The organism is Steroidobacter cummioxidans, assembly GCF_003104955.1.
Map to the genome: position 1 here is coordinate 22,904 of NZ_LSRW01000001.1, position 23,791 is coordinate 46,694.

At 62.7% G+C, this 23,791-nt stretch carries 17 protein-coding genes; 9 read left to right on the top strand and 8 right to left on the bottom strand.

Annotated features, from left to right (window positions below; genetic code table 11):
* Nucleotides 1-210 precede the first annotated feature (210 nt).
* From D0550_RS00100 to D0550_RS00115, 4 genes are all read left to right on the top strand, one after another.
* The gene (locus D0550_RS00100; RefSeq protein WP_206605999.1) at nt 211-2,928 is read left to right on the top strand and encodes a serine/threonine-protein kinase; all 2,718 of its coding nucleotides are present in this window, start codon (nt 211-213) and stop codon (nt 2,926-2,928) included.
* An 89-nt stretch (nt 2,929-3,017) separates the two neighbouring features.
* On the top strand, nt 3,018-4,334 hold the full coding sequence (locus D0550_RS00105; RefSeq protein WP_161965556.1) for a tetratricopeptide repeat protein: 1,317 nt from the start codon (nt 3,018-3,020) through the stop codon (nt 4,332-4,334).
* Nucleotides 4,335-4,477: 143 nt separating this feature from the next.
* Nucleotides 4,478-5,110: a response regulator transcription factor gene (locus D0550_RS00110; protein WP_116807063.1), complete on the top strand. Its 633-nt coding sequence runs from the start codon at nt 4,478-4,480 to the stop codon at nt 5,108-5,110.
* 27 nt (nt 5,111-5,137) lie between these two features.
* Nucleotides 5,138-6,901, top strand: a complete 1,764-nt coding sequence (locus D0550_RS00115; protein WP_116807064.1) for a hybrid sensor histidine kinase/response regulator — start codon at nt 5,138-5,140, stop codon at nt 6,899-6,901.
* A 3-nt stretch (nt 6,902-6,904) separates the two neighbouring features.
* Here the strand turns inward: D0550_RS00115 and D0550_RS00120 are convergent, their stop codons facing one another.
* Both D0550_RS00120 and D0550_RS00125 read right to left on the bottom strand, forming a co-directional pair.
* The gene (locus tag D0550_RS00120) at nt 6,905-7,378 is read right to left on the bottom strand and encodes a hypothetical protein (RefSeq protein ID WP_153066984.1); all 474 of its coding nucleotides are present in this window, start codon (nt 7,376-7,378) and stop codon (nt 6,905-6,907) included.
* A gap of 10 nt (nt 7,379-7,388) precedes the next feature.
* The gene (locus D0550_RS00125) at nt 7,389-8,810 is read right to left on the bottom strand and encodes a GMC oxidoreductase (RefSeq protein WP_116807066.1); all 1,422 of its coding nucleotides are present in this window, start codon (nt 8,808-8,810) and stop codon (nt 7,389-7,391) included.
* Nucleotides 8,811-8,953: 143 nt separating this feature from the next.
* On the opposite strand from D0550_RS00125, the gene D0550_RS00130 reads away from it, so the two are divergent.
* Complete coding sequence (locus D0550_RS00130) at nt 8,954-9,817, top strand: pseudouridine synthase (protein WP_116807067.1); 864 nt, start codon at nt 8,954-8,956, stop codon at nt 9,815-9,817.
* On the opposite strand, the gene D0550_RS00135 is transcribed toward D0550_RS00130, so the two are convergent.
* Nucleotides 9,818-10,714, bottom strand: coding sequence for an acyl-CoA thioesterase (locus D0550_RS00135; RefSeq protein WP_116807068.1), 897 nt, complete (start codon nt 10,712-10,714; stop codon nt 9,818-9,820).
* 161 nt (nt 10,715-10,875) lie between these two features.
* On the opposite strand from D0550_RS00135, the gene D0550_RS00140 reads away from it, so the two are divergent.
* Genes D0550_RS00140 through D0550_RS00155 form a run of 4 tightly spaced genes read left to right on the top strand, consistent with a single transcriptional unit; the run spans nt 10,876 to nt 15,879 of the window.
* Entirely contained in the window at nt 10,876-11,613 is a 738-nt protein-coding gene (locus D0550_RS00140; protein ID WP_116807069.1) for a PspA/IM30 family protein, read from the top strand.
* Nucleotides 11,614-11,631: 18 nt separating this feature from the next.
* Nucleotides 11,632-13,287, top strand: coding sequence for an AAA family ATPase (locus D0550_RS00145; RefSeq protein ID WP_116807070.1), 1,656 nt, complete (start codon nt 11,632-11,634; stop codon nt 13,285-13,287).
* Nucleotides 13,284-14,141 carry a hypothetical protein gene (locus D0550_RS00150; RefSeq protein WP_116807071.1) on the top strand — a complete coding sequence of 286 codons (858 nt, stop codon included), beginning with the start codon at nt 13,284-13,286 and terminating at the stop codon, nt 14,139-14,141. Before D0550_RS00145 ends, D0550_RS00150 begins: the two co-directional genes overlap by 4 nt.
* 40 nt (nt 14,142-14,181) lie before the next feature.
* Nucleotides 14,182-15,879 (top strand): phosphate ABC transporter substrate-binding/OmpA family protein, encoded by a 1,698-nt coding sequence (locus tag D0550_RS00155; RefSeq protein ID WP_116807072.1) that lies wholly within the window; start codon nt 14,182-14,184, stop codon nt 15,877-15,879.
* Between the two features lie 3 nt (nt 15,880-15,882).
* On the opposite strand, the gene D0550_RS00160 is transcribed toward D0550_RS00155, so the two are convergent.
* From D0550_RS00160 to D0550_RS00180, 5 genes are read right to left on the bottom strand one after another with little or no spacing between them, the layout of a single operon-like run.
* On the bottom strand, nt 15,883-17,247 hold the full coding sequence (locus tag D0550_RS00160; protein ID WP_116807073.1) for a heavy metal sensor histidine kinase: 1,365 nt from the start codon (nt 17,245-17,247) through the stop codon (nt 15,883-15,885).
* On the bottom strand, nt 17,244-17,933 hold the full coding sequence (locus D0550_RS00165) for a heavy metal response regulator transcription factor (RefSeq protein WP_116807074.1): 690 nt from the start codon (nt 17,931-17,933) through the stop codon (nt 17,244-17,246). The genes D0550_RS00160 and D0550_RS00165 overlap by 4 nt, the downstream gene beginning before the upstream one ends.
* 26 nt (nt 17,934-17,959) lie before the next feature.
* The gene (locus D0550_RS00170) at nt 17,960-19,366 is read right to left on the bottom strand and encodes an efflux transporter outer membrane subunit (RefSeq protein ID WP_161965557.1); all 1,407 of its coding nucleotides are present in this window, start codon (nt 19,364-19,366) and stop codon (nt 17,960-17,962) included.
* Nucleotides 19,367-19,374: 8 nt separating this feature from the next.
* Nucleotides 19,375-22,554 (bottom strand): multidrug efflux RND transporter permease subunit, encoded by a 3,180-nt coding sequence (locus D0550_RS00175; protein ID WP_116807076.1) that lies wholly within the window; start codon nt 22,552-22,554, stop codon nt 19,375-19,377.
* The gene (locus D0550_RS00180; RefSeq protein WP_116807077.1) at nt 22,551-23,741 is read right to left on the bottom strand and encodes an efflux RND transporter periplasmic adaptor subunit; all 1,191 of its coding nucleotides are present in this window, start codon (nt 23,739-23,741) and stop codon (nt 22,551-22,553) included. The genes D0550_RS00175 and D0550_RS00180 overlap by 4 nt, the downstream gene beginning before the upstream one ends.
* Nucleotides 23,742-23,791: the final 50 nt, after the last annotated feature.

Consider the following 23,791-nt stretch of genomic DNA (forward strand, 5'->3'; position numbering starts at 1 on the left):
CAATTACAGCTCCACAGGCCGGTGACAGCTCCCGCAACGGGGAGCAGACTTCGCCCCTCGCCGGGCCTTGGACACAAAGGTCATCGCAGCAGACAGCATCGTGTGATACATGATTCAGCTCCAGCGAAGGGTGCGAACGAGTGTGCACCAGCCGCGGACGCCGGAGCAAGGTGACCAAAGTCCACGCAGCATGCAGCTACTGAAATGACCGTGCATCCCAGGTCCCTGGCCGCTCTCGTGGACGAAGCACAGCAGCTGCCCGAGGAGGATCGGCTGCCGTTTCTGCGGCAGGCGTGCGCGACCGATTCGCAGTTATATGAAAGCGCCGTGGCCGAATTGCACTCCCGTGCCGACTCGCGGCAGAACTGGTTCGGCAGCGCTTCGTCCGAGGACGACGAGGAGCTCGACGCCGCACAACGCCCCAATCTCGCCGGCCAACGCGTCGGCGCCTATCGTCTGGTGCGCAGCCTGGGCGAAGGCGGCATGGGCCAGGTGTTCCTGGCTGAACGCGCGGATGCGCAATTCAAGCAGCAAGTTGCCATCAAGCTGGTGCGCCGGGGCTTGCTGTCACGGCAGATCCTGCGGCGGCTGCGGCAGGAACGGCAGATTCTGGCCACGCTGGATCATCCAAACATCGCTCGCCTGTTCGACGGCGGCACCACTGACGACGGCACACCCTACATCGTCATGGAATATGTCGATGGCGAGCCCATCGATATCCACTGCGATCGACGCGGCCTCAGCATCGAGGCGCGGCTGAAGTTGTTTCAGGCGGTCTGCTCGGCCGTGCACCGCGCCCATCAGAATCTGATCGTGCATCGGGACCTGAAGCCCTCGAACATTCTGGTGACCGCCGACGGCACCCCCAAGCTGCTCGATTTTGGCATCGCCAAATGGCTCGATGACAGCGGGCACATGATGCACACCATGGAGGTCACCCAAGCGGACATCCGGGTGATGACGCCGGGCCATGCGAGCCCCGAGCAGGTGCGCGGCGATTTGATCACGACCGCGAGCGACATCTATGTGCTCGGCGTGCTGCTTCACGAACTGCTGTGCGGCTTCAAACCCTTCTCGGTTCGTGGCATGCGCCTGTCCGAGCTGGAACGGGCGATTTGCGACGACGACCCACCTTCCCCCAGCGAGGCAATTGGCGTCGCTCGCGAATCCGCCCACAGTGCGATCGAGCAGGTCGCCGCTCAGCGAGCCACGACACCTGCCCGACTGCAGCGGCAGCTGCGCGGCGACCTGGACAACATCGTCGCAATGGCGATGCGCAAGGAGCCGGAGCGCCGCTATCCATCGGTGGAACAGCTCAACGCCGATATCGATCGCCTGCAGCGCGGACTGCCAGTCATCGCACGTCCCGATTCATGGAGCTATCGCTCGAGCAAATTCATCAAACGTCACGGTGCGGCGCTCGGCCTGGGCGCAGCCTTCCTGGCGCTGCTGATCGGCTTCTCGGTCACCACGCTGGTGCAATCGAAGCGCGTGGCGCGCGAACGCGACGTCGCAACCAAAGAACGAACGATCGCCGAAGCTGAACGGGCGCGCTCCGAAGCTGTCTCCGAGTTTCTGGTCGAGTCCTTCACCCTGGCGGATCCCGCTCGGGCGCGGGGCGACAGGATCACGGCGAAAGAAATTCTCGATGCGGGCGCTCAGCGGATCGCAAACAAGCTGCGCGGCCAGCCTGAGCTGCAAGCCACTTTGATGGACACCATCGGCACGGTGTATCTGGGGCTGGGGCAGCTGGATCAAGCGCAGCCGTTGATCGAACAGGCGCTGTCGATCCGGCGCGCCACGTATGGCGAAGACAACCTCGACGTCGCCCGTAGTCTGTTCAGCTTGAATCGGGTCTATGGCGAGCGCGGCGACCTCGCGAAAGCGGAGCAATTGGCGCGCGAGAGCCTGGCGCTGGCGCGCAAACATGCCGGCGCCGACAGTCTGCAAACGGCGCTCAACCTGTGTCAGCTCGGCTTCATCCAGCATCGCCAGAACGACCTGGCCGCGGCTGAACAATCGTTTCAGCGCTGCCTCGACATTCGTATCGCGCGCCTCGGCAAATCTCACGAAATGGTCGCCGACCCGCTCGACAATCTGGCGGTGATCGCCATGGACCGGAAGGATTTCGAAACTGCCGAGCGCCTGACGCGCGAAGCGCTGGCGATCGACGAGCAGGCACGGGGCGCAGACCATCCGCTCTATGCGCGCCACCTGCAGAATCTCGCCTCGGTGCTACAAGGCAAGGGCGATCTGCAAGCCGCCGGCCCCTTGTATCGACAGGCCATCGATCGCTTCGACCGCGTGCTGGGCCCGAATCATCACGAAACCATCGATGCCATGAGCAACTACGGCCGCTATCTCATGAAAGAGGGGCAGCTGGACGAAGCACAGAAGATTTTCGAAACCATGCTCGCGCGCGATCGCGAGGTTCGCCCCAATCACGCGTATGTCGGCCACGATCTGGAAAGTCTCGGCCGCGTGGCGCTGCGCAAGCGCGACTATGTGACAGCTGAACGACACCTGCGCGAAGCCATGGAGATCTATCGCAAGACCCTGCCGCCCGGGCATGGCTACATCGCGACCACCCTGACTCGGCTGGGCCGGACGCTGCTCGAATTGCAGCGACTCAAAGAGGCGGGTACGACGCTCGATCGAGCAATAGAAACATGGGCCGTGTCATACGGCAAAGACAGCTCGGGCTACGCCGCCGCCAGCGCCCTTCGCGGCCGCGTTTGGGCACGACTCGGCAACACTCCGGAGGCCGAGCGCGCATTTGCCACCAGCTATCCGATTCTCATGCACTCGGAGGTTTCTGCAGATGTCGTATCGGCACAGGAAGTGCGCGGCTGGATCGAAGATCTTTATAACCAGCTGCGCCGGCCCGAGGCCGCGCAGGCCTTCTTTGCCCGACTGAAACAGAAATAACAAACTGTGACATAAGAGCGATGGCACCGCCGCGCAGCGCATGCGTAGCATGCGTTCCTTCTGAGCGGCTGAATGTTAGGAGACCCTCCATGTTCATTTTGATCGCGGACGACTCCACCTCCCTGCCCGAGCCCCCGAAAGGCGCGCTACAAATCGACTTGAGGGACCAGCCCGAGCAAGCCGGCGCCATCCTCGATGCCCTGGGCCTGGCTTTGTTACATCGCGGACGCCTCGAAGACGGCAAAAAGCTCATCGAGCGCGGGCTCGACCTCCGCCGTCACTTTTTCGGTGAGGATCATCCGGACACCGCCCGGTCGCTCAATAGTTACGCCTGCGCATTACGTCAGTCAGGCGACGCCGTCGCCGCCGAAGCGGAAGTACGCAAGTCGCTCGCGATCGACAGTCGCGTATTCGGCGGCAGCAGTTATCCGGTCGCGCTCAATCTCAATGAACTGGCTGTCACGCAATTGCAACTTGGAGAGTTCGCGGCTGCTGAACAATCGGCGCAGAGCGGCCTGAACATTCTCGAGACACTGCATCTGGAATGCACGGATCCGAATGTCACGAGACTCCTGGATGCCTTGGGCCGAGTGCAACAGACACGTGGCAACTACGAGCGCGCCGCGGACATCTATACAAAGGTGCTGGATCTGGACCGCCGTCAGGTTGGCCACCGACATTTGAAGTACGCGCTGCATTTGATCAATTTCGCCACCGTCAAAGCCTCGGCCGGCAAACTGCAGGAAGCCAAGGAAGATATGACCACCGCCGTCCGCATCATCCGTGAGGACGTGCAACGGCCGCGTCACCCGGACCTGGTCGATGTACTCGCCAATCTCGGCTCGGTGCTGCGAGCCATGGGCGACCTGAAGGGCGCGAAGGAAGTGCTGCAGGAAGCCCTCGCCCTCAACATCGAAGTGCGCGATCGGAAACATCCGTATGTCGGCAACGACCACGCCCGCATCGGGCGCGTCAGCTACGATCTGAAGGATTTCGGCGCCGCCGCCGAGTCGTTCCGGGCCGCCCTCGCCATTTACGAGCACAACGTGAAGGCGGGCCACCTCCCGGCCAAACACGCCTTCATCGCCGAGGCCGAAGCCTGGCTCGCCCGGTCATTGGTCGAGATCAAGGAGGGGGCCGAGGAGGCACACAGGCTGGCTCGCGCCGCCCTGCCGACGTGGGCAGCGGAATTCGGCGAACGCAGCGTCGAATACGCGATCACCAGCGCCGTGCTCGGCCGGGCCCTGTATCTGATTGATCACTCATCGGTCGAGGCCCGGGAACGGCTGGCCAAGGCCTACCCCGTCGTGGTGGCGGCCCGAGGCGCCGAGAGCGCCGTCGCAAAACTGATTCTAAGCTGGCTGGAAGCCGCGAATGTTTCGCCACCCTGCACCAATGGGCATTGAACCTCCCCCTAGCCCGCACGTACGATGCCTGCGGGATGGATCGGGAGGCTACATAACCCAGATCCCGGCGATGGACCGCCGCACGCCGAGCCCATGCTCCGGCGTGTCCAGTCGGGGGATTCTTGGTTCCGGGGAGCAGCATCATGAAAATCCTCATCGTCGATGACCATCCGTTGTTTCGCGCCGGTTTCCATGCGGTGCTCGAGCAGAGCGACCTGGATGCCGGAGTGCTGAGCGTGTCCTCGGTGCCCGAGGCACTGCAGAGCCTGCAAACGGACGGTGACATCGGACTGGTGCTGCTCGACATCCACCTCAAGGGCGAGGATGGTTTCAACGCACTGAAAGTGATCGGCGAGCGCTTCCCGACCACTGCCTGCATCATGATTTCCGGCGACGACCAGCAAGCCGTCGCGACCCGCGCAGTGGCCGCCGGCGCTTCCGGTTTCATTCCCAAGTCCTTTACCGCCGACGAGATGATCGCTTCGATCCGCAAGGTGCTCGCCGGTGAAGTGTTCGTGCCCGAGACGACCAATCTAACCGCCACCGAACAGCCCAACGGGCTGACGCTGCGCCAGCTGGAAGTCATCAGCATGTTGGGCCGCGGCTTCTCCAACAAGGAGATTGCGCGTGCGCTGGATGTTGCCGAACGTACGGTCAAGGCACACGTGAGCGCGGTGTTCGAAGCGCTCAATGTGCGCAATCGGACTCAAGCAGTGCTGGTCGCGCAGAAGCGCGGCTTCCTGCCCTCGTCACCTGCTTACGCGAACGCGCGCTAACTCGTTCCTCTAGCAATTCGTCTTCCCATGGACGCCGCACTGTTGCGACGCGTTGAGCAACAGCGCGTGGAAATGTTGTATGGCAATGCGCTAGCAGTCTCCGGCTCCGCGTTGCTCATGGTCGCCATGATTGCGGTCATCACCTGGCCGCACACGTCTCACACGCGAATCGTCAGCTGGTCGATTGCGACACTGCTCGTGCAGTTCGCCACTCTCCTGCTCACCGCGAGCTATCGAAACTCTGGCGATCGCGCGACCGCGTCGAGTGCGTGGGGCTGGCGTTTTACAGTGGCTTCCGCCATCGCAGGTTGCGTGTGGGGCTCTTCGGCATTCGTGCTGGTGAATTCGGATCAATCGCTCACGCTGGCATTGATCGCGGCGTGTCTGGCGGCTCGCGCCACGATCAGCGTGATTACACATGCTCACTTTCCTCCGGCGCTCCATGCATTCACCGCTCCGGTGTTTGGCTTGCTGGCGCTTCGTTACATCATGCTCGGCGGTTATGGGAATGCCGCACTCGGCGTGATGTGGTTTGCGGTGCTGGGTTATCTGTTGCTGTTCGGCGATCGCCAGGCGCGAGTGATCGTGGCGCAGATCCGGTTGCGTTATGAGAACGAGCAGCTCGTCGGTCAGCTACAGCAACAATATGCACTGGCGGATCAGGCGCGCGCGCGTGCCGAATCCGCCAGCCGTTCCAAATCTTTGTTCTTCGCCGCCGCGAATCACGATCTGCGCCAGCCGCTGCATTCGCTGGGCCTGTTCGCGACCGCCCTGCGCAATGGCAAGGTCGACGAACAAGGCCGCCGCATGATCGATCAGATCCTGCAGGCGACCGAATCGCTGGAACAGCTGTTCGACAACCTGCTGGATATTTCCAAGCTCGATGCCGGTCAGGTCGAGGTCAAGAAAGAAATCGTGCCGGCGAATCTGGTGCTGGACCGTCTGCGCAGCACGTTCACGAAGTCAGCCGAAGAAAAGGGCCTCAAGCTGGTCGTGCGGCGCTCGCGCGGCGTGCTGTACACCGATCCAACGCTGCTGTTCCGCGTGTTGTCCAATCTGGTCGCGAACGCGATCCGCTATACCGAGAAAGGCGGCGTGATCGTTGCGTGCCGGAAGCGCCGCAATGGCGTGAGCATCGAAGTGTGGGACTCGGGCATCGGTATCCCACACGAACAACACGAGCGCATCTTCGAAGAGTTCTACCAGCTCAACAATCCGGCGCGCGATCGCTCACGCGGCCTGGGTTTGGGACTGGCGACCGTGCGCCGTATCGTCAGCCTGCTCGAACACCCGTTGAACGTGCGCTCGACGCTGGGTCGCGGTTCGCGCTTCAGCATCGAAGTACCGCTCGCCGATCCAAACAAGATTCACTCGGGCGCCGCCACCATCGAGCAGAAGGTGCCGAACCTGATCGGCGGCAAGCTCATCATGGTCATCGACGACGAAGAGTCGGTGCGCCTTGGCATGCAGAGCCTGCTGGAAAGCTGGGGCTGCAAATGCATCACCGCCATGGATTCGGATGAGGCCCTCGGCAGCATCAACGGTCGCGTGCCGGACTTCATCATTGCGGACCTGCGCCTGCGCGGCGATCGCAACGGCATCGACGCGATTCGCGAGCTGCGCGCAAAGTTGGGCGATGGCATTCCCGCCGTGCTGATCTCTGGCGACACGGCAACCGAGCAGCTCCGCAAGGTCAGCGCGGCTGGCCTGACGATGATGCACAAGCCGCTGAAAGCGGTTCGCCTGCGCGCCCTGCTCAATCACGAGTTCGCGAAGAAGCAGCGCGCCTGATCGTCAGCCCGAGGCGTTGCCGAAGGCGGCGTCCATGTAGATGAATGGATTCCGGCAGGCCACCATCATGCCGCTGTAAACGATCGTTTCGCGCTTCGGATCGGGCACGCGGAAGAAGTTGCTGCCGATCAGATACTCAGTCAGCACATACCGCTCCAGCCCTTCCAGTCCGTTGCGCGCTTTGGAAATGTGCGCAGGCAACCAGGGCACGAAGCGATCGGCGAACACGGTCACCTTCACTTCCTTACGCAGCATACGTTCGCTCGCCAGGATGTCTTTGATGAACGTCTGCAATGACGCCCCATCCAGATCGATCCCGGGCAGGTTCTCTCTGACCACCCGTTCGACCCAGGTCGCACGATAATTGGACAGCTGCCCCCACGAGGCAGCACCGAAGATTCCCAGCGCAACAGTGCCGCCGGCGCCGGCAATGAGCAGCTTGCGGCGACTGGGAGAGAATTTGCTGGTCTGATTCATCGGCATCTCGTCACGCAATCAAAGCGGCGCTGCGCAGGGACAGCGCGGCCACACTCAGGCTGGGATTCGAATTCGGCCCCGACGGAAACACTGACGAGCCGACCACCACGAGATTGCGCACATCGTGGTGCATCTGTCTGGCGTCGATCACCGACGACGCACGATCGGTGCCCATGCGCAGCGAGCCCTGGATGTGGGACTCGGTGTCGCGCATGCCTTTGAAATCGATGCGCTCGACGGGCAACGGCTCGAGCACCTTCTCGATATTCGTGAGCGACTCTTGCAGGCCACGCTTGGCGTAGTCGGAAACATCCGCGTGCAACACCTTCGGCACGCCGTCGCTATCGAGCACGACGCGGTTGGAATCCTGCGGCAGATCCTCCACCACGACCACCAGCGGCGTGAGCTGACGCCAACGCCCATATTCCTTGCGCAAGCCATGCGGCCAACGATTGTCGAAATAGATCAACGCACCCGCGTAGTCCTTACGGAACGGGCCGTCGTACAGCGAGTAGTTCAACGCCGTCGTGATCGTGCCGCCGTCGAGGCTGTCCAAGCCGTCGAGCAGCACTTCCAGGTGGTAGCCCACCTGTTCGTGAATGCCCACACCGGTCAATGGATGATCGATGCCGGAGCGCATCAGGATGGCGGGACTGTGGATCGCATTCGCGCCCAGCACGAACAGGTCGCCCGTGACTCGATGCTCTGCCCCACCCTGTTTATAGACAGCCGCGCTCACGTTGCCATTGGCATGATCGAAGTGCGTCACCTCGCATTCGGTGCGAATTTCGACATTGGGAAGCTCGCGCAGATTCGTGAAGCCGTTCTCGAAGGTGAACTTCGCGTTGACCGGACACAGATTGCATCGAGCCGAGGCACAGCATGGCGGGCGCCCGGCGTCTGCGACACTGGCGCGTGCCGTCGCGATGGGAACATGGAACTGCGGCTGAGCCTTACGCATGATCGCGTCGACCGCGGTTTGCTTGTGCGGCGGCTGAGGAAATGGCGCCGAGCGCGGCAGGATCTCGCCCATCTGCGGCGAGCCGGCCACCGACATCTTGGTTTCAGCGGCGAGGTAGTACTGCTCCAGCTCGTCGTAGTCGAGCGGCCAGTCCTGCGCCACTCCGTACTTGCTGCGCATCCGGAAATCGCTCGGATGAAAGCGCGGTGTCTGCGCATACCAACAGTTGGTGCCGCCGCCGACGCCGATGGTGAAGTTCCAGACCTTCTTCGCCGCGTCGGTGCGAAACGTGGAGCTCGGCAGGATCGGCGAGTTCAGGTTCTGTTCGAGCTGCCACGCGTGCGAATTGAAAGTGCCGCGCTCGAGCATCAGGATCTTCGCCGCCGGTCGCTTGCTCAGGTAACCCTCGACAAAAAACAACGACCCGAACCCCGACCCGACCACGACGACATCGAAATGCTCTTGAACCATCCGTCCTCCGAACGCGCATCGGTTTCAAACCGACATGCGGCCCAGAAGTTCCCCGACGTGCAACATTTGCGTGGATGCCTGACAGCTTCATGGGGGATTGCGTGTAAGCTTGTCCCCATCAGGCAACGCACTGAAATTATTTCATGTCCAAAAGCATAGCATCCGAACGCGCCTCGAAAGGCGTCCGATTACAGAAAGCCATGGCCGACGCCGGCCTCGGCGCGAGGCGCGATTGCGAAGAGATGATTGTCGCCGGACGCGTTCAGGTGAACGGACGCGTCGTGCAGACCTTGCCCTGCTTCGTTGACCCTGCAAGCGACGTGGTCGCGCTGGATGGCGAAGTGATCGAGCTGCCCATTCCGGAAGACAGCGCGGACTCGAGCACGACTCAGGCAGCATCGAAGGCGCGCGCCTTTATCTATGTCCTGATCAACAAGCCGAAGGGCGTAATCACGACCACCAGCGATCCCGAAGGTCGTCGCAACGTGATCGATCTGGTGCCCACGTCGATCCGCCGCGACGAGCGCCTGTTTCCCGTCGGCCGACTGGACGGCGATTCCACCGGACTGCTGCTGATCACGAACGATGGCGATCTGGCGTATCAGCTCACGCATCCGAAGTTCGGCATCACCAAGGAATATCGGGTGCTGACCACGGGGCTCGCCTCCGATGAGCAGCTGCAGAAGCTGCGCGCCGGCATGTATCTGGTCAACCCGGCATCGGACGGAACGAAGACGTCGAAGCGCGCAGCGATGGAGTCCGTGCGCATCATCAAACGTTTTGTCGACCGTGCGCGCGGCGATCGCACGATGCTCAGCGTGACCTTACGCGAGGGGCAGAATCGAGAGATCCGTCGCATGCTCGCGCGCGTTGGTCTGAAAGTGCGCGAGCTGGAACGAGTGGCGATCGGCCCGCTGCGCGCGGGCGATCTCAAGCCGGGTCAGGCCAAGCTGCTCGGAAAAAAGGATGTCGAGAAGCTGCGAGCCGCGACGCTCGGCAGCGATTGATCAGCGCGGCGGCTTATCGATCAAGCGCATCAAGCCTTCCTGCGCGACCGCCGCGACCAGCTTGCGGTCACGGCTGAACATCTCCGCTCGCGTCAGACCGCGGGCGCCACCGGCGAACGGGCTCACCGCCTCGACCAGAATCCACTCGTCCGCGCGCGGCGGATGATGGAACCACATGGCGTGATCGAGGCTCGCCAGCATCACGTCCTTGTTCTGCATCGCTACCGGATGTTTCAGCAGCGCGGTCGAGACCAGGAAGTAATCCGATAGATAGGCCAGCCCCGCCAGCTGCGTGAGCGGATCGTCCGGCAGTGGGGATGCGGAACGAATCCAGTACTGCGCCCGCTGCAGCGACTGCTTGCGGAGCATGAACATCTCCGGGTTCACCGGCTTCAATTCGATGATGCTCTGTTGCGAGAGCAGCGCGGTTGCCCCGTGCGGCAGACGGTCGCCGAACTTATCCACCAGCTGGCGCACGTCCATCAGATCTTCCGGATCGGGCACGTCGCCGCTGACCGCCACCTCGTGCTCCAGACCCTCCTCATGGCGCTGGAACGACAGCTCCATATGGAAAATCGGTCGGGATCGCTGCCGGGCCACGACGCGTCGGGTCGAGAAACTGCCGCCATCGCGCGTCAATTCCACGTCGTAGATCACGGGAATGTCGCTGGCGCCGGGGAGCAGGAAATAGCCGTGCAACGAGTGACAGACGCGATCGGCCGCCACGGTGTGCTGGGCGGCCTTGAGGCCCTGGCCCAGGATCTGCCCGCCGAACAGCGTGCGATTGATGTTGATCTGGTTGACCTGGCTGCGGAACAGATTGGTGTCGAGCTGTTCGAGCTCCAGCACCTCATGCAGGGACTTCGGAGCCGGGGGCGGCGAATTCGGGGTGGGCATGGCGCCGAGTGTAGCATCGGCCCGTGTCTCACCGGTGCCGGCGGGCCACTCACCGGCGGGCAGCGGCCGCCCACCCCCGATCCCTACTCGGAATCTGCTAATTTGGTTAGGCTTTGCGCAATTTTTACGGTGTCGGGCCAATAAGAAACCTCGGAGGGTGCATGTTCAGCCGTCTTGGGAACCTGATCAAAGGCTTCTTCTCCCTCTTCATCTCGGGCATCGAGAAACGCAATCCCGAGGCCCTGCTCGAACTGGAGCAGGAGAACCTGCGCAAACAGATCGCAAACTTCAATCAAGGCCTGGCCACCCATGCCGGCCTGTGCGAGCGGATCATGGGCCAGGTGCGCAAGCTCGAAGCCGAACAGAAAGACCTGCGCGCCAAGACGGCCGCCCACCTGCGGGCCGGCAATAAGTCGGCTGCCGGCCAGTACGCCCTGCGCCTGCAGACCATCGAGTCGCAGCTCGAAGAAAACCGCAAGCAGCTGGAACAGGCCGAAGGCACTTACAAGAATCTCATCAAGGCCCGCGACGTGGCGGTGCAGACCGCGCGCGCCAAGATCGAAAGCCTGAAGGGCGCCATCAACGACATGCGCATGAACCAGGCCATGGCCGAGATCCACGAAATGGCCTCGGGCATGATCACCAGCATCGGCGGCTCGGGCGACACACTCAATCGTCTGCACGAAATGGTCGAGGAAGAGCGCACCAAAGCCGCCGGCCGCGCACGCGTCGCCAAGGACTCGATCGACATGAGCGGCGTCGAAGTGCAGCAAGCCGAAATGGATGCGCTCGCCGATCAGGCGCTGGCCGACTTCGCCGCACGCGAGGGCATTTCGATCGAAGGCAGCACACCCACCGCGCCTGCGACTCGCACGATGGGTGCGCAGTCGGAAACATAACGAACGGACGCCACGTCGATGCCAGCACCGCATGGCGCACCGGCTTGGGCGAACGAGCTTGCGCTCGCATACGAAAGCGGCGCGCACGGGCAATTCATTCTGTACGGCAACGTGCATGATCGGATTGCCGTCGGCGCGCAGCTGGTCGGGCTCGCCGGCTATCTCGAGAATCATCTGTTATCGAGCTTCCAGGTCGTGCTCTCGTACGACCTGGGCAACGGCCTCAGCATTGCGCGCGGCGGAGAAGCGATCGAGAAGTGGAGCGGCGCGGATCTGAAGTCCCTGCCGCGCGAGCCGCAGCCGGCACTTCAATACATCAGTCGCTATCTGCGTTATCTGGGCAATCTGCGAGCGCTCGGCCGCGAAGTAAAAGAAAACGTCGCAGTGATCCTGCGCGGTGTCGACCACATCGTGCCCGCCGATGGCGCTGGTTTCGAGCACGGCAGTCTCACGAGCGTGCTGCGCGAATGGTCCTCCGAAGCTCCGTTCGCCGATCTGCCCTTCACCAGCATACTGATCGCCGACAACCTCAATGATGTCGAGCCGCTCGTTGCGTTCAGCACGCATGCCTCGCGCATTCGCGTGCCGCTGCCGGATTCGGCGGAGATCGAACGAGCATTGACCCTGCTGCGCACGCATGAAGCGAAAGCCTTTACCCCGGACGCGAATCTCGCGCAGATCGGCGCAGCGTTGGTTGGCGTAACGATCTCGGCGCTGGAAAGTCTGGTAAAGATCCGCGATCACTCGGGCCAGGCGCTGACCAGCGCCGATCTCACTCGCATCAAAAAAGAGCTGGTGGAGCGCGACTCCGCCGGCCTGGTGGAATTCATCGAATCCGCTCGCACGCTCGATGCTTATCACGGCCAGGAAGCGCTCAAGCGCTGGCTGCGTCAGGACATCAAGCTGTGGCAGACAGGCGATCTGAAGGCGCTGCCCATGGGCTATCTGCTGTGCGGCCCGGTCGGCACCGGCAAGACGTTTCTAGTCGAATGTCTCGCGGGCGAGGCCAGCGTGCCGGTGGTCAAGCTGAAGAATTTCCGCGACCGCTGGGTCGGCTCGAGCGAAGGCAACCTGGAAAAAATCTTCCGGCTGATTCGCGCGCTCGGCCGCTGCATGGTGTTCATCGACGAAGCCGACCAGACGCTCGGCCGGCGCGACTCGGGCAGCGGCGACAGCGGTTTGTCGGGCCGGCTCTATTCGATGATCGCGCAGGAGATGTCGGATTCGTCGAATCGCGGCCGCGTGTTGTGGATCCTGGCATCGTCGCGCCCTGACTTGATCGAAGTCGATTTGAAACGCCCTGGCCGTGTCGATGTGAAAGTGCCGCTGCTGCCTACCAGCACCCACGCCGAAAGTGCCGCGTTGATCGGAGCGCTCGCGAAGCGCTACGGCTTGCAATTGAACGAGGCTGATCTCACTGCCCTTCAAGCACGCATGCCGTTGCTGCTGACGCCGGGCGCCGCCGAAGCGCTCGTCGTCAAAGCTTATCGCCGCGTTCGCACGGAAAACCTGGAGCCGCGCGCGGCGGTGGATGCATGCCTCGTCAGATATCAAAATCCGGTGCCAGCCGACGTATTGGAATTCCAGATGCGAATCTCGGTTCGCGAAGCCACCGACCTCGCCTTCGTACCGCCGGCGTTCCATAAATACGCCGAGCCCAACGCGACACCATGAGCGGCTCACGCTCCTATCTCGCCGCGGCCTTCAATGCCCGTCCTTTTGGCATGCCCGTGCCGCCTAACTGGTTCGGCATTGCCGCGTTTGCATTGCTCGGCGCGTTCGTAAATCCAGGCTTGTGGTTGATCGGCATCGGTTTGGAAGGCCTGTATCTGTGGACGTTGTCACGCAACGAACGTTTCCGACGGACGGTCGATGCCGGAGGCAAAGGTGAAGACTGGGTCGCGCGCTACAACGCGCTCAGCTATCACCTCGATGAAGACGCTCGCCGCCGTCAGGAGGCGATTGAATCGCAAGCGCGCGAAATCGTCGATTTGCTCTCACGCACCGGCGCAACGGAGATGCAGAAGAGCGATGTGCGGCAGATGGCGTGGCTGCATTTGAAGTTGCTTGCCGCTCGTGCGTCGATCCTGCAGGTGATCAATGCCGCCGATCGTGACAAACGCGCGCTCGAAGAGCAGGAGCGCCGGGTCATCGATCGGCTGTCGCATGACTCCATCGGCGATGAACTCAAGCGCAGCCTGGAACAGCAGCTTGCAGTGCTGCGCTCTCGTCGCGCCGGTCACACGGATGCTCAGCGGCGGCGTGAATTGGTCGAGGCTGAACTGGAGCGACTGCGCCAGCAAGTTTCGTTGGTCCGCGAGCAGGCACTGCTGGCAACGGACGAGCACAGCGTCGCCTCGTCGCTCGATGCGTTGTCGGCGTCGTTGAACGAAGCGAATCGTTGGCTAAGAGACCAGCGTGAGTTGTTCGCCGGACTCGAAGGGCTCACCGATGAGCCGCCGCCGGCAGATTTGCTCCAACCGCGTGCGAGCCCGACGAAACGTCGGCGGGAGCGCGTGGCGCAGTAGTGACGGTGCAATAAATAAAGCTCTCAGCAAGGACTCACACATGAGCAAGCTAGGATCCAGACCGACCCAACGCGGCTCCGCCGCGGGCAATCTCATCACGTTGCTGTTGCTGGTCGGCATCATCGGCCTGGGCGTGTATTTGTGGCTGGGCAAGCAGGCTGGCGAGTCTGCAGACAATTCCGGCACGCCGACATCGCAAAGCGCCGGCAAAGCGCGCTCCAGCGACGGCGGCGCGCCCGCGCCCATCGAGCCCGTCACCGGCACGCCCACACTGGAAGCCGCAGCCACGTACGTCCCCAAAGACGGTGTGCTGCAAATCGATATCAGCGAATACGCCGGGTATGGCGGCTTGATCGTCGCGAACGGCGGCATGGAGCCGAATCCCGACTCCATCTTCGCCAGGGAATATGGCTTCAAGGTGAAGATCACCAAAAGCGAGAGCGAGACCTGGTCAGCGCTGAACAACGGACGACTCGCCGCCACTGCTACCACGACTGACGCCCTTGCCGTGCTCGGCCGGCAATTCGACGCTGTAGTTCCGGTGCAGATCGGCTACTCACGTGGCGCCGACATGGTCGTCGTCGACCGCGGCGTCGCCTCGGTCAATCAGCTCGCGGGCAAAGTGCTCGCCGCCTCTCAATTCAACGAAAGTGAATTCTTCATTCGCTATCTGGCCCAGGAAGCCGGCGTGCCCGTCACCGTGCTGCGCGACCTCGACTCGAAGCCCTCCTCCAGCGAGCTCGGCCTCGTGTTCTATGAGGACGCCTCCATCGCCTGCAAAGCGTACGAGCACGAACTGAGCGGCTCGCAGCGCTTGAACGGTTGCGTCGGCTGGACGCCGTTTACCGATGACGTCGTCGAAGGCTCGAACGGCGCCGCGAAGGTGCTCGTCTCCAACCGCAACCTGCTCGTGATCGCCGACGTACTCGCCGTCAACGGCGGCTTTGCTCGCGCCAATCCGGACATGGTTCGCGGACTCGTGCACGGCATCCTCGAAGGCAACCGTCGCTTGCGGGATCAGCCGGCGGCGAACATCGGCATCGTTGCCAAAGCCTTTGACTGGACCGAAGCTGACGCTCGCGACGAGTTGTCACGCGTGCATCTCGCGAATCTTCCCGAGAATCGCGCGTTCTTCTCCGGCACGATCGACTCCGCCGGCTCGTTTGGCGGCATCTTCCAATCGTCGGTGCTGGCGTACGGCAGCGTGATTCGCAATCCCACCGACGCCGCTCGCTTCGCCGCTGTCACCGCGCTCGATGCGCTGGCCAAGAAAGGGCTGTTCGCCGATCAGCGGATCGCAATCGCGCCAATCCGCAGCACCACGCAGGCGGCGCTCGAAGGCGATCCGCTGCTGAGCAAGGACATTCGTTTCTTCTTCGAAGCGAACTCCGCCCAGCTCGACAAGAACGCGCCTCAGAACCAGGAGTATCTCGACACCATCAAGCGCTTCCTGCAGGTCAGCCCCGGCTCGACCGTGCTGTTGCGCGGTCATGTCGATAATGCGCGCGTGAACGAATTCCGCGATCAGGGTGGCGAACAACTGGTGAAGAGCATGGCGCTCAAAGCCATGGAGCTTTCCCGTCAACGCTCGCTGGCTGTTAGCGAAGCACTGCGGGCACGTCACAAGGATATCGATGCCTCACGCATCGAAGCTGTGGGCCGCGGCTGGGAAGAGCCAGCCGGTCCCGACAGCGAGTTGAACCGCCGCGTCGAAGTGCAGTGGTTTACGCTGGAGTGATCATCACGCCGACGCGACGGTGAAACCGATCGTCGTGGCGCCGTCGTCGCTCTCCGCGAAGACGGTGCCGCCGTGCATGGTGGCCACCGCACGCACGATGGCGAGGCCGAGGCCGTGATTCTCACGGCTGCCGCTGCGGGAGCTGTCGACGCGATAGAAGCGGTCGAACAGCCTGGAAAGGTGCTCCCGCGCGATACCGGAGCCGGTGTTCTGCACCGAGACGCGAATCGCCCCTGGCTGTTGCAAAACAAACACGACAATCTCGGCACCGCGCGGGGCGTGCTGGACGGCGTTCTGTAACAGATTGGTTACAGCGCGCCGAAACAGGGAAGTCTCGATACTGGCCTGGGCATCGCCTTCGATGCGCACTTTTACGCCAGCTTCCTCAAAGATGAACTCCAGGTACTCGACGGCGTGGGACACTTCCTGCGCAATCGACACCTCGACCCGGTTCGGTGCGCGCTCACCGCGATCCGCCCGGGCCAGGAACAGCATGTCGTTGACGATGGCACGCAGCCGTTCCAGATCCTCTAGGTTAGAGTGCAAAGCTTCTTTTAGTTCCGTGAGACTTCGCTCACGCGACAATGTGACCTGAGTTTGACCGATCAAGTTGCCCAGCGGCGTGCGCAACTCATGCGCCACGTCTGCATTGAACGCCTCGAGTTGCTGATACGCCGTCTCGAGTCGCGACAACGCGCCGTTGAAAGAATCGGCAAGCTCGGAGAGCTCTGGCGCCAGCGTGTCGGTCTGCAAGCGTCGCGACAAATATCCTGGCGACAATTCCCGCGCTTCGTCCGACAGTCGATCCAGTGGTCGCATGCCGACGCGAGCTATGTAGTATCCGAGGCCCGCTGCGCCCAATGCACCCACCACTGTCAAAGCGATCAGCCCGACGGTGAAGGCCTGCAACGTTTCAACGAACGGCGTCGAATCGATACCCACGGTCAAGCGCACCGTCGGACGCTCGCCGCGACCTTCGACTTCCGCCGAGTAAGTTTTCAACGGCGCCTCATGCCCCGGCAGCATGACCTGCCCGAAGCCCTGCGTGCCCATCGACTGCCGCTGCGCGTCGGTCAGCGCCGAGCCGTAGACGAAGCGCTTGTCGTCACTCTGTACCCAGAGACTGACGCGATTGTTCTCGGAAATGGAATTGTCGAACTTGGTGCGCACATATTCCCAGTACGCCACCTCGTCGTTGCGCATGATGATGGGCTTGTACATCGTCCAGCGCGCCTGCAGCTCATTGCTTTGATGGCGCTCGAGCTCGCGCTTCAGCAATCCATGCATAGCGACGCTCAGCACCGACAGCATGACGAAGCTGGCGACGGCGAACATCGCGGCGAGACGCTTGCTGATCGACAGCTTCATGCGTCCTCGCTCTGCTCGTCGCGCACTTCCAGCACGTAGCCCATGCCACGCACCGTGTGCAGCAACGTCGGCTTGAACGGATCGTCGAGCTTGCTCCGCAGCCGCTTGACCGCGACTTCGACGACATTGGTGTCGCTATCGAAATTCACATCCCACACCAGCTCGGCGATGGTGGTCTTGGAAAGAATTTCACCTTTGCGGCGCGCGAGCGCGGCCAGCAACGCAAATTCTTTCGCGGTGAGATCCAGACGCTGACCATTGCGCCACGCCTTGCGCGCCAGCAGATCGATCTGCAGATCGGCGATGCGCAACTGCATGGCTTCCTGGCCGCGGCTGCGACGAGTCAGCGCCTGCAGACGCGCCACCAGCTCGAGAAACGAGAACGGCTTGACCAGGTAATCGTCCGCGCCTTCACGCAAACCGCGCACACGATCATCGACGCGATCGCGCGCCGTGAGCATGATTACCGGCGTCTGGCGATGCTCGCGCAATGCGTGCAACACGGTAAAGCCATCAGTGCCGGGCAACATCACGTCGAGCACGATCACGTCGTACTCGTATTCCAGTGCCATGTGCTTGCCATCGAGGCCGTCGCGCGCAACGTCCACGACGTAGCCCTGCTCACGCAGACCACGCTCGAGATAATCGGCCGTCTTCGGTTCGTCTTCTACGATCAGAACTTTCATGGCATCGTCGCTACGGCGAGAAATAGCTAACCTCCGGTCGGTGGCACCAGGCCCATAGATTCGTAAACATTCACCAGCCGGATGGACACATCCGCGGTGGCTTGCGCCGCATTCAGTTCCACTGCGTAAACGCTGCGCTCGGCATCCAGCACTTCGAGCAGGGACAGCGCACCGGCAGTGTACTGGCGACGTGCAAGCTGGGCAGCTCGTCGTGCCGACTCGGCGGCTTGCGACAGCTCCTGTTGTCGAAGTTTACCCTGTGTGTACAGAACCAGCGCTGTCTGTGTCTCCTGAAGCGCGGTCCGTGCGGTTTGCTCGTACGTCAGATAGGCCTGCTCTTGAACCGCGTCCGCGGCGTCGATAGCCGCGCGAATGCGGCCGAAATCGATCAAGGGCACGAGCAGCCCGGCCCCCACCGACCAGGTGCGCGCTCCGGTGTGGAGCAGGTCCTCGACGCGTCTGTCCTGCACACCCAACAGGCCAGCGAGGGTAATCCGCGGGTAACGCAAAGCCGCGGCCACGTTTCGTTGCTCCGCAGCCGCAATCAAGCGGCGTTCCGCCGCCTGCACGTCCGGCCGCCGTGAGATCACGTCGGCGGGCGTAAGTAACACACGCTCCGCGTCGCTATCGGGCAAAGCGCCCGGGTCGCCGGTCGGGGCCGGCAGCAGCGGATTCAGCCCATCTGGGGTCGATGCCGTCAGCAGGATCAAGCGGTGACGCGCCGATTCGGCCAGCTCGCGCGATTGCGGAATCTGCGCTCGAGTCGTACGCAGCGCCGAAACGGTGCGTTCCAGATCGAGCCGGCTGCCCAGTCCTTCGTTGAAGCGCGCCTGAGTGATGCGAACCGTTTCCTCCTGCGCCTGCGCATTTCGCAGCGCCAGCTCGGCTTGAACCTGATACAGGCGGAACTCGAGATAGTTGCGGATGACCTCCGCGATCAACGTCAGACGCACACCGTCGCGATCCGCCTGCACAGCGGCCAATTGCGCATCCGCCGCGCGAGCTTCCGCCCGCAGTCGTCCGAACAGATCCAACTCCCAACTCGCGTTGGCGGCGGCACTCGCATTTTCCAGCACCCCGCCAATGGCGTTGCCGGCGAACCGGCGCCCGCGAGAACGATCCCCATCGATCGAGCCATCGACCTGTGGGGCCAGGTTCGCCAGCGCCGCACGACGTTGAGCCCGCACCTGTCGCACGCGCGCCTCGGCGACACGCAAATCGAGATTGTGCCGTTGAGCGAGATCGACCAGCTGATCGATGGTCGAATCATCGAACGCCTTCCACCACGTCAATGCCGCGTCATCGGCGGGTGTCGTTGGGCGCTGCTCGTCGATCCACGACGACTGCACATCGCTGGCGGGCCGCTGCTTTACCGGCGCGCTGCAAGCGGCCATGACCGCCAGCGCGACGGCAGATGTCACTCGAAGCAACACGCGGCACCTCATCGCGCAGGCTCCGGCTGAGGAAGCGCCGCCGTCTCCGGCTGCGGAAGCAGGGCTGTCTCGGGCTGAGCCTCGCGGGACTTCCTATGGAACACTCTATCGAGCGCCAGATAGATCACTGGCGTCGAGAACAGCGTCAGGATCTGGCTGATGACCAGGCCGCCGAAGATCGCGACACCGAGCGGCTGACGCAGCTCCGAGCCGGTGCCGAAACCGAGCATCAGCGGGATCGCGCCGAGCATGGCGGCCAGCGTCGTCATGATGATGGGACGGAATCGCACCAGACAGGCCTCATGAATGGCGTCGAGCGGCGACAAGCCGCTCTTGCGCTGACGCTCCAGCGCGAAGTCCACCATCAGGATGCCGTTCTTCTTCACGATGCCGATCAGCAACACCACGCCGATCAGCGCCATGATGGAAAAGTCCGTCTTCGCCAGCCATAACGCCAGCACCGCGCCGACGCCCGCCGAAGGCAACGTCGAGAGAATCGTCAGCGGATGCACGAAGCTTTCGTACAGCACGCCGAGAATGATGTAGACGGCGATCAGCGCGCCCAGAATCAGCAGCGGCTGCGTGGCCAGCGACTTCTGGAATTCCTGAGCGGTGCCGCGGAAATTGCCGGTGATGGCGCTCGGCATGCCGATCTCGGCCTTGGTGCGCTCGATCAGCGTCACCGCCTCCCCCAGCGACACCCCGGCAGCCAGATTGAAAGAGATCGTGACCGACGGAAACATGCCATCGTGCGTGATCGCCAGCGGCCCGGAGCCCGGCGGCTCCATGCGCGCCACCGAAGACAGCGGCACCATCTGGCCCGTCAACGGCGAGCGCAGATAGAAGTTCTGCAGACTGTCGGCGCGCCCGCGCTGACTCGGATCGATCTCCAGGATCACCTTGTATTGATTGGTCTCGGTCTGGTACTCGCTGATCTGTCGCTGGCCGAAGGCGTCATACAGCACCTGATCGATATCCGCGGCACGCAAGCCGAAGCGCGCGGCGGCAGCACGATCGATGTTCAAGCGAGTGATCGCGGCACCGAGCTGCAGATCATCCGAAACGTCGCGCAGCTGAGGCGAGCCCTGCAGCTGCTCGGCGAGCCGTCGCGCCCATTCGCCGAGCTCACGACTTTCCGGCCCTTTCAGAACATAAAGATATTGAGCGCGACCGCCGCCTGCGCCGAGGTTGATGTCCTGCGCGGTGCGCATGAACACTTGAATGCCAGGCACGCCCGACACCTGCGGACGAATCCGATCTATGAACTGTTCCGAGGACACGTCGCGATCGCCGCGGTCCTTCATCACGATGAAGATACGGCCGCTCGCCATGTTCGAATTGCCGAAGCCGGCACCGACCACGTGCGCCACCCCCTGCACCGCCGGGTCCTGGGCGATGATGTTGGCGACCTGCTGTTGCTTGGCCTTCATGTCCTCGTAGGACACATCGTCGGCACCTTTGGTGGTCGTGAAAATGAACGCCGTGTCCTGCAGCGGGAAGAAACCTTTCGGAATGAAGACGTAGCCCACGACAGCAAGTGCGACGGTGGCACCAAAGCCGACCAGCACCGTGCGCTGATGCGCCAGCGCCCACTTCAGGCCGCGGTCGTATTGAGCGATCAAGCGCTGCGACAGATTGCCCGCCTCGTGATGCTTCATCGGCTTCATGAAGCGGGACGCAAGCATGGGCGCCAGCGTGAGCGACGCCACCACCGAGAGCAGGATCGCGACCGTCATGGTGACCGCAAACTCACGGAACAAACGTCCCACCACGCCCCCCATGAACAGCAGCGGCACGAACGCAGCGATCAACGAAAAGCTGATGGACACGACCGTGAAGCCGATTTCCGCCGCTCCCTGGCGCGCCGCATCCAGCATGGAATCGCCCGCCTCCAGATGTCGATGAATGTTCTCTACGACCACGATGGCGTCATCGACCACGAAGCCGACGGCGACCACCAGCGCCACCAAGGTGAGATTGTTCAGACTGAAGCCAAGTAGATACATGGCCCCTACGGTTGATATGAGCGCGACGCCGAGCACCGCCGCGACGATTGCTGTAGCCGAGAGCTGTCGCAGGAACACGCCCATCACGACGATGACCAGCAACACCGTCACGATCAGCGTGACCTCGACCTCATGCAACGATGCGCGAATGGTGCGCGTGCGATCGTTGATGACATCGAGCTCGACGCTGGCCGGCAGCAACTCACGCAGATGAGGCAGAGCTTCGCGAATGCGATCGGCGGTAGCAACGATGTTCGCGCCGGGCTGTCGACGGATGATGAACATGATGCCCGGCTTGCCGTTCTGCCAGGCCTGCACGTATTCGTTCTCTGCACCGAAGGTGACTTTCGCTACGTCACGCAGGAACACCGGCGCGTTGCCGCGATACGCGACGATGAGGTTGTCGTAATCCTGCGGCGTGAAGATCTGATCGTTGGTCTGCAGCGTCGACACGCGATCCGCCCCGAACAAGGCGCCTTTGGCCTGATTCACGCTCGCCTGCTGAATCGACTGGCGCAGATCGGCCAGCGTCAGGCCCAGCGCGGCGAGTTTTTCCGGCGCCGCTTGAATGCGCATCGCGGGCTTGCGCTGACCGTTGATGGGAATCTCGGCGACCCCATCGATCTGACTCAGCTGACGCGCGATCACCGTCTCGGCGATGTCGCTCAGCTCGGTGAGCGTCATGAGCTCGGACTGCATGCGCACGACCAGAATCGGGCTGTCGTTCGGATTGACCTTGCGCCACGTCGGCAGGTTGGGAAGATCCGACGGCAGCCGGCCGGAGGCAGCGTTGATTGCCGCCTGCACTTCCTGCGCAGCCACGTCGATGTTTTTATTCAGCACGAACTGCAATGTGATCTGCGTGCTGCCGAGCGAGCTCGAAGAAGTCATCTCGCTGATGCCGGGCACCGAGCTGAGTTGCACTTCCAGCGGCGTTGCCACAGCGGACGCCATCGTCTCCGGACTCGCGCCAGGGAGGTTGGCGCTGATCTGCATGGTCGGCAGCTCGGCTTCCGGCATGGGCGCGACCGGCAGCAATGGAAACGCGACGATGCCCAACAACACGATGCCGATGGTGAGCAGCGTGGTGCCGATCGGATGTTTGATGAACCAGTCGGACAGGCCCGGTCGCGTGAGATGCGTCTGCGCCCGACTGCTGGGCACCGGCTGGTTGTCGCTCATCGTCCGGCGCTCCCTTGCGGCCGTGGCGTCAACGCCTCGGACACCAGCGCCGCAGGGTTCGGACTATCGACCAGTTTCACCGCCGCATTCGGCGTCAGGCGCGAGTGACCATCGGTCACGATGCTGTCGCCTTTGGCGAGGCCTGCAGTGATGACGGTGATTTCATCATTGCTATAGCCGATCTGCACCGGCACGACTTCAGCTTTGTCCTCTCGCACCCGAAACACGAACGGACCTTCCAGCCCTTGTCGCACCGTGCGAGTGGGCACGACCAGCGCATTGCCACTCACGCCCGTCTGCAAGCGGACCGTCACGAACTGACCCGGCCACAGCCTGCCTTCTCTGTTCACAAACTCGGCGCGCAACCGAATCGTGCCGGTGCTCGCGTCCACCTGATTGTCGATGGTGGTGAGCTTGCCTTCGGCGAGCACCACACCGCCGTCGCGATCGTACGCACCGACGTGCGCAGTGCCACTCGGCAAGCCCTGGATTCGGCCCAACAATTCCTGCGGCAAGGTGAAGATGATGGAGATGGGATCGACCTGAGTGACGGTCACCAGGCCGGCGGCGTCACCGATCTGGACCAGATTGCCCGGATCGACCCGACGCAGCCCGACGCGCCCGTTCACCGGCGAGGTGATCTTGGTGAACGACAACTGCACCTGCTGAGCCGCGATGGTCGCTTCGTTGGCGCGGATCGCCGCTTCGAGCTGCTCGACCAGCGCGATCTGTTGTTCGACGGTCTGGCGCGAGATCGCCTCCTGGGCGAGCAGATTGTCGTAACGCGACTTGTCCAGATTGGCGGCTTTGAGCTGCGCTTCGTTGCGCGCCTTTTCCGCTTCGGACTGACGCAGGTTGGCGAGAATGGAGCGATCGTCGATGCGTGCCAGCAGCTGGCCACGCTTCACTTGCTGACCTTCCTCGAACAGCACCTCTGTGACGATGCCGCTGACCTGCGGGCGCAGCGTCACGCTGTGCAACGACTGCACCGTGCCGATGCCGGCCGCCACTTGCGGCACATCCTTCTGCTCGACGGTTACGACGGTCACCGGCACCGGCGGTGGTCCGCCCGGCGGAGCAGCGGTCAGCGAGCCGGACAGCAGCCTCCAGGCGATCAGCACGACGACGGCAACGGACACGGCCGCGCCAAGCAGGGCGCCGCGGGATTGGGGGAATCGGGTGGACATGGCGATGGGCAAGCAAGCCTCTAAGGAGGCCCTTCGCAACATAGCCCAGG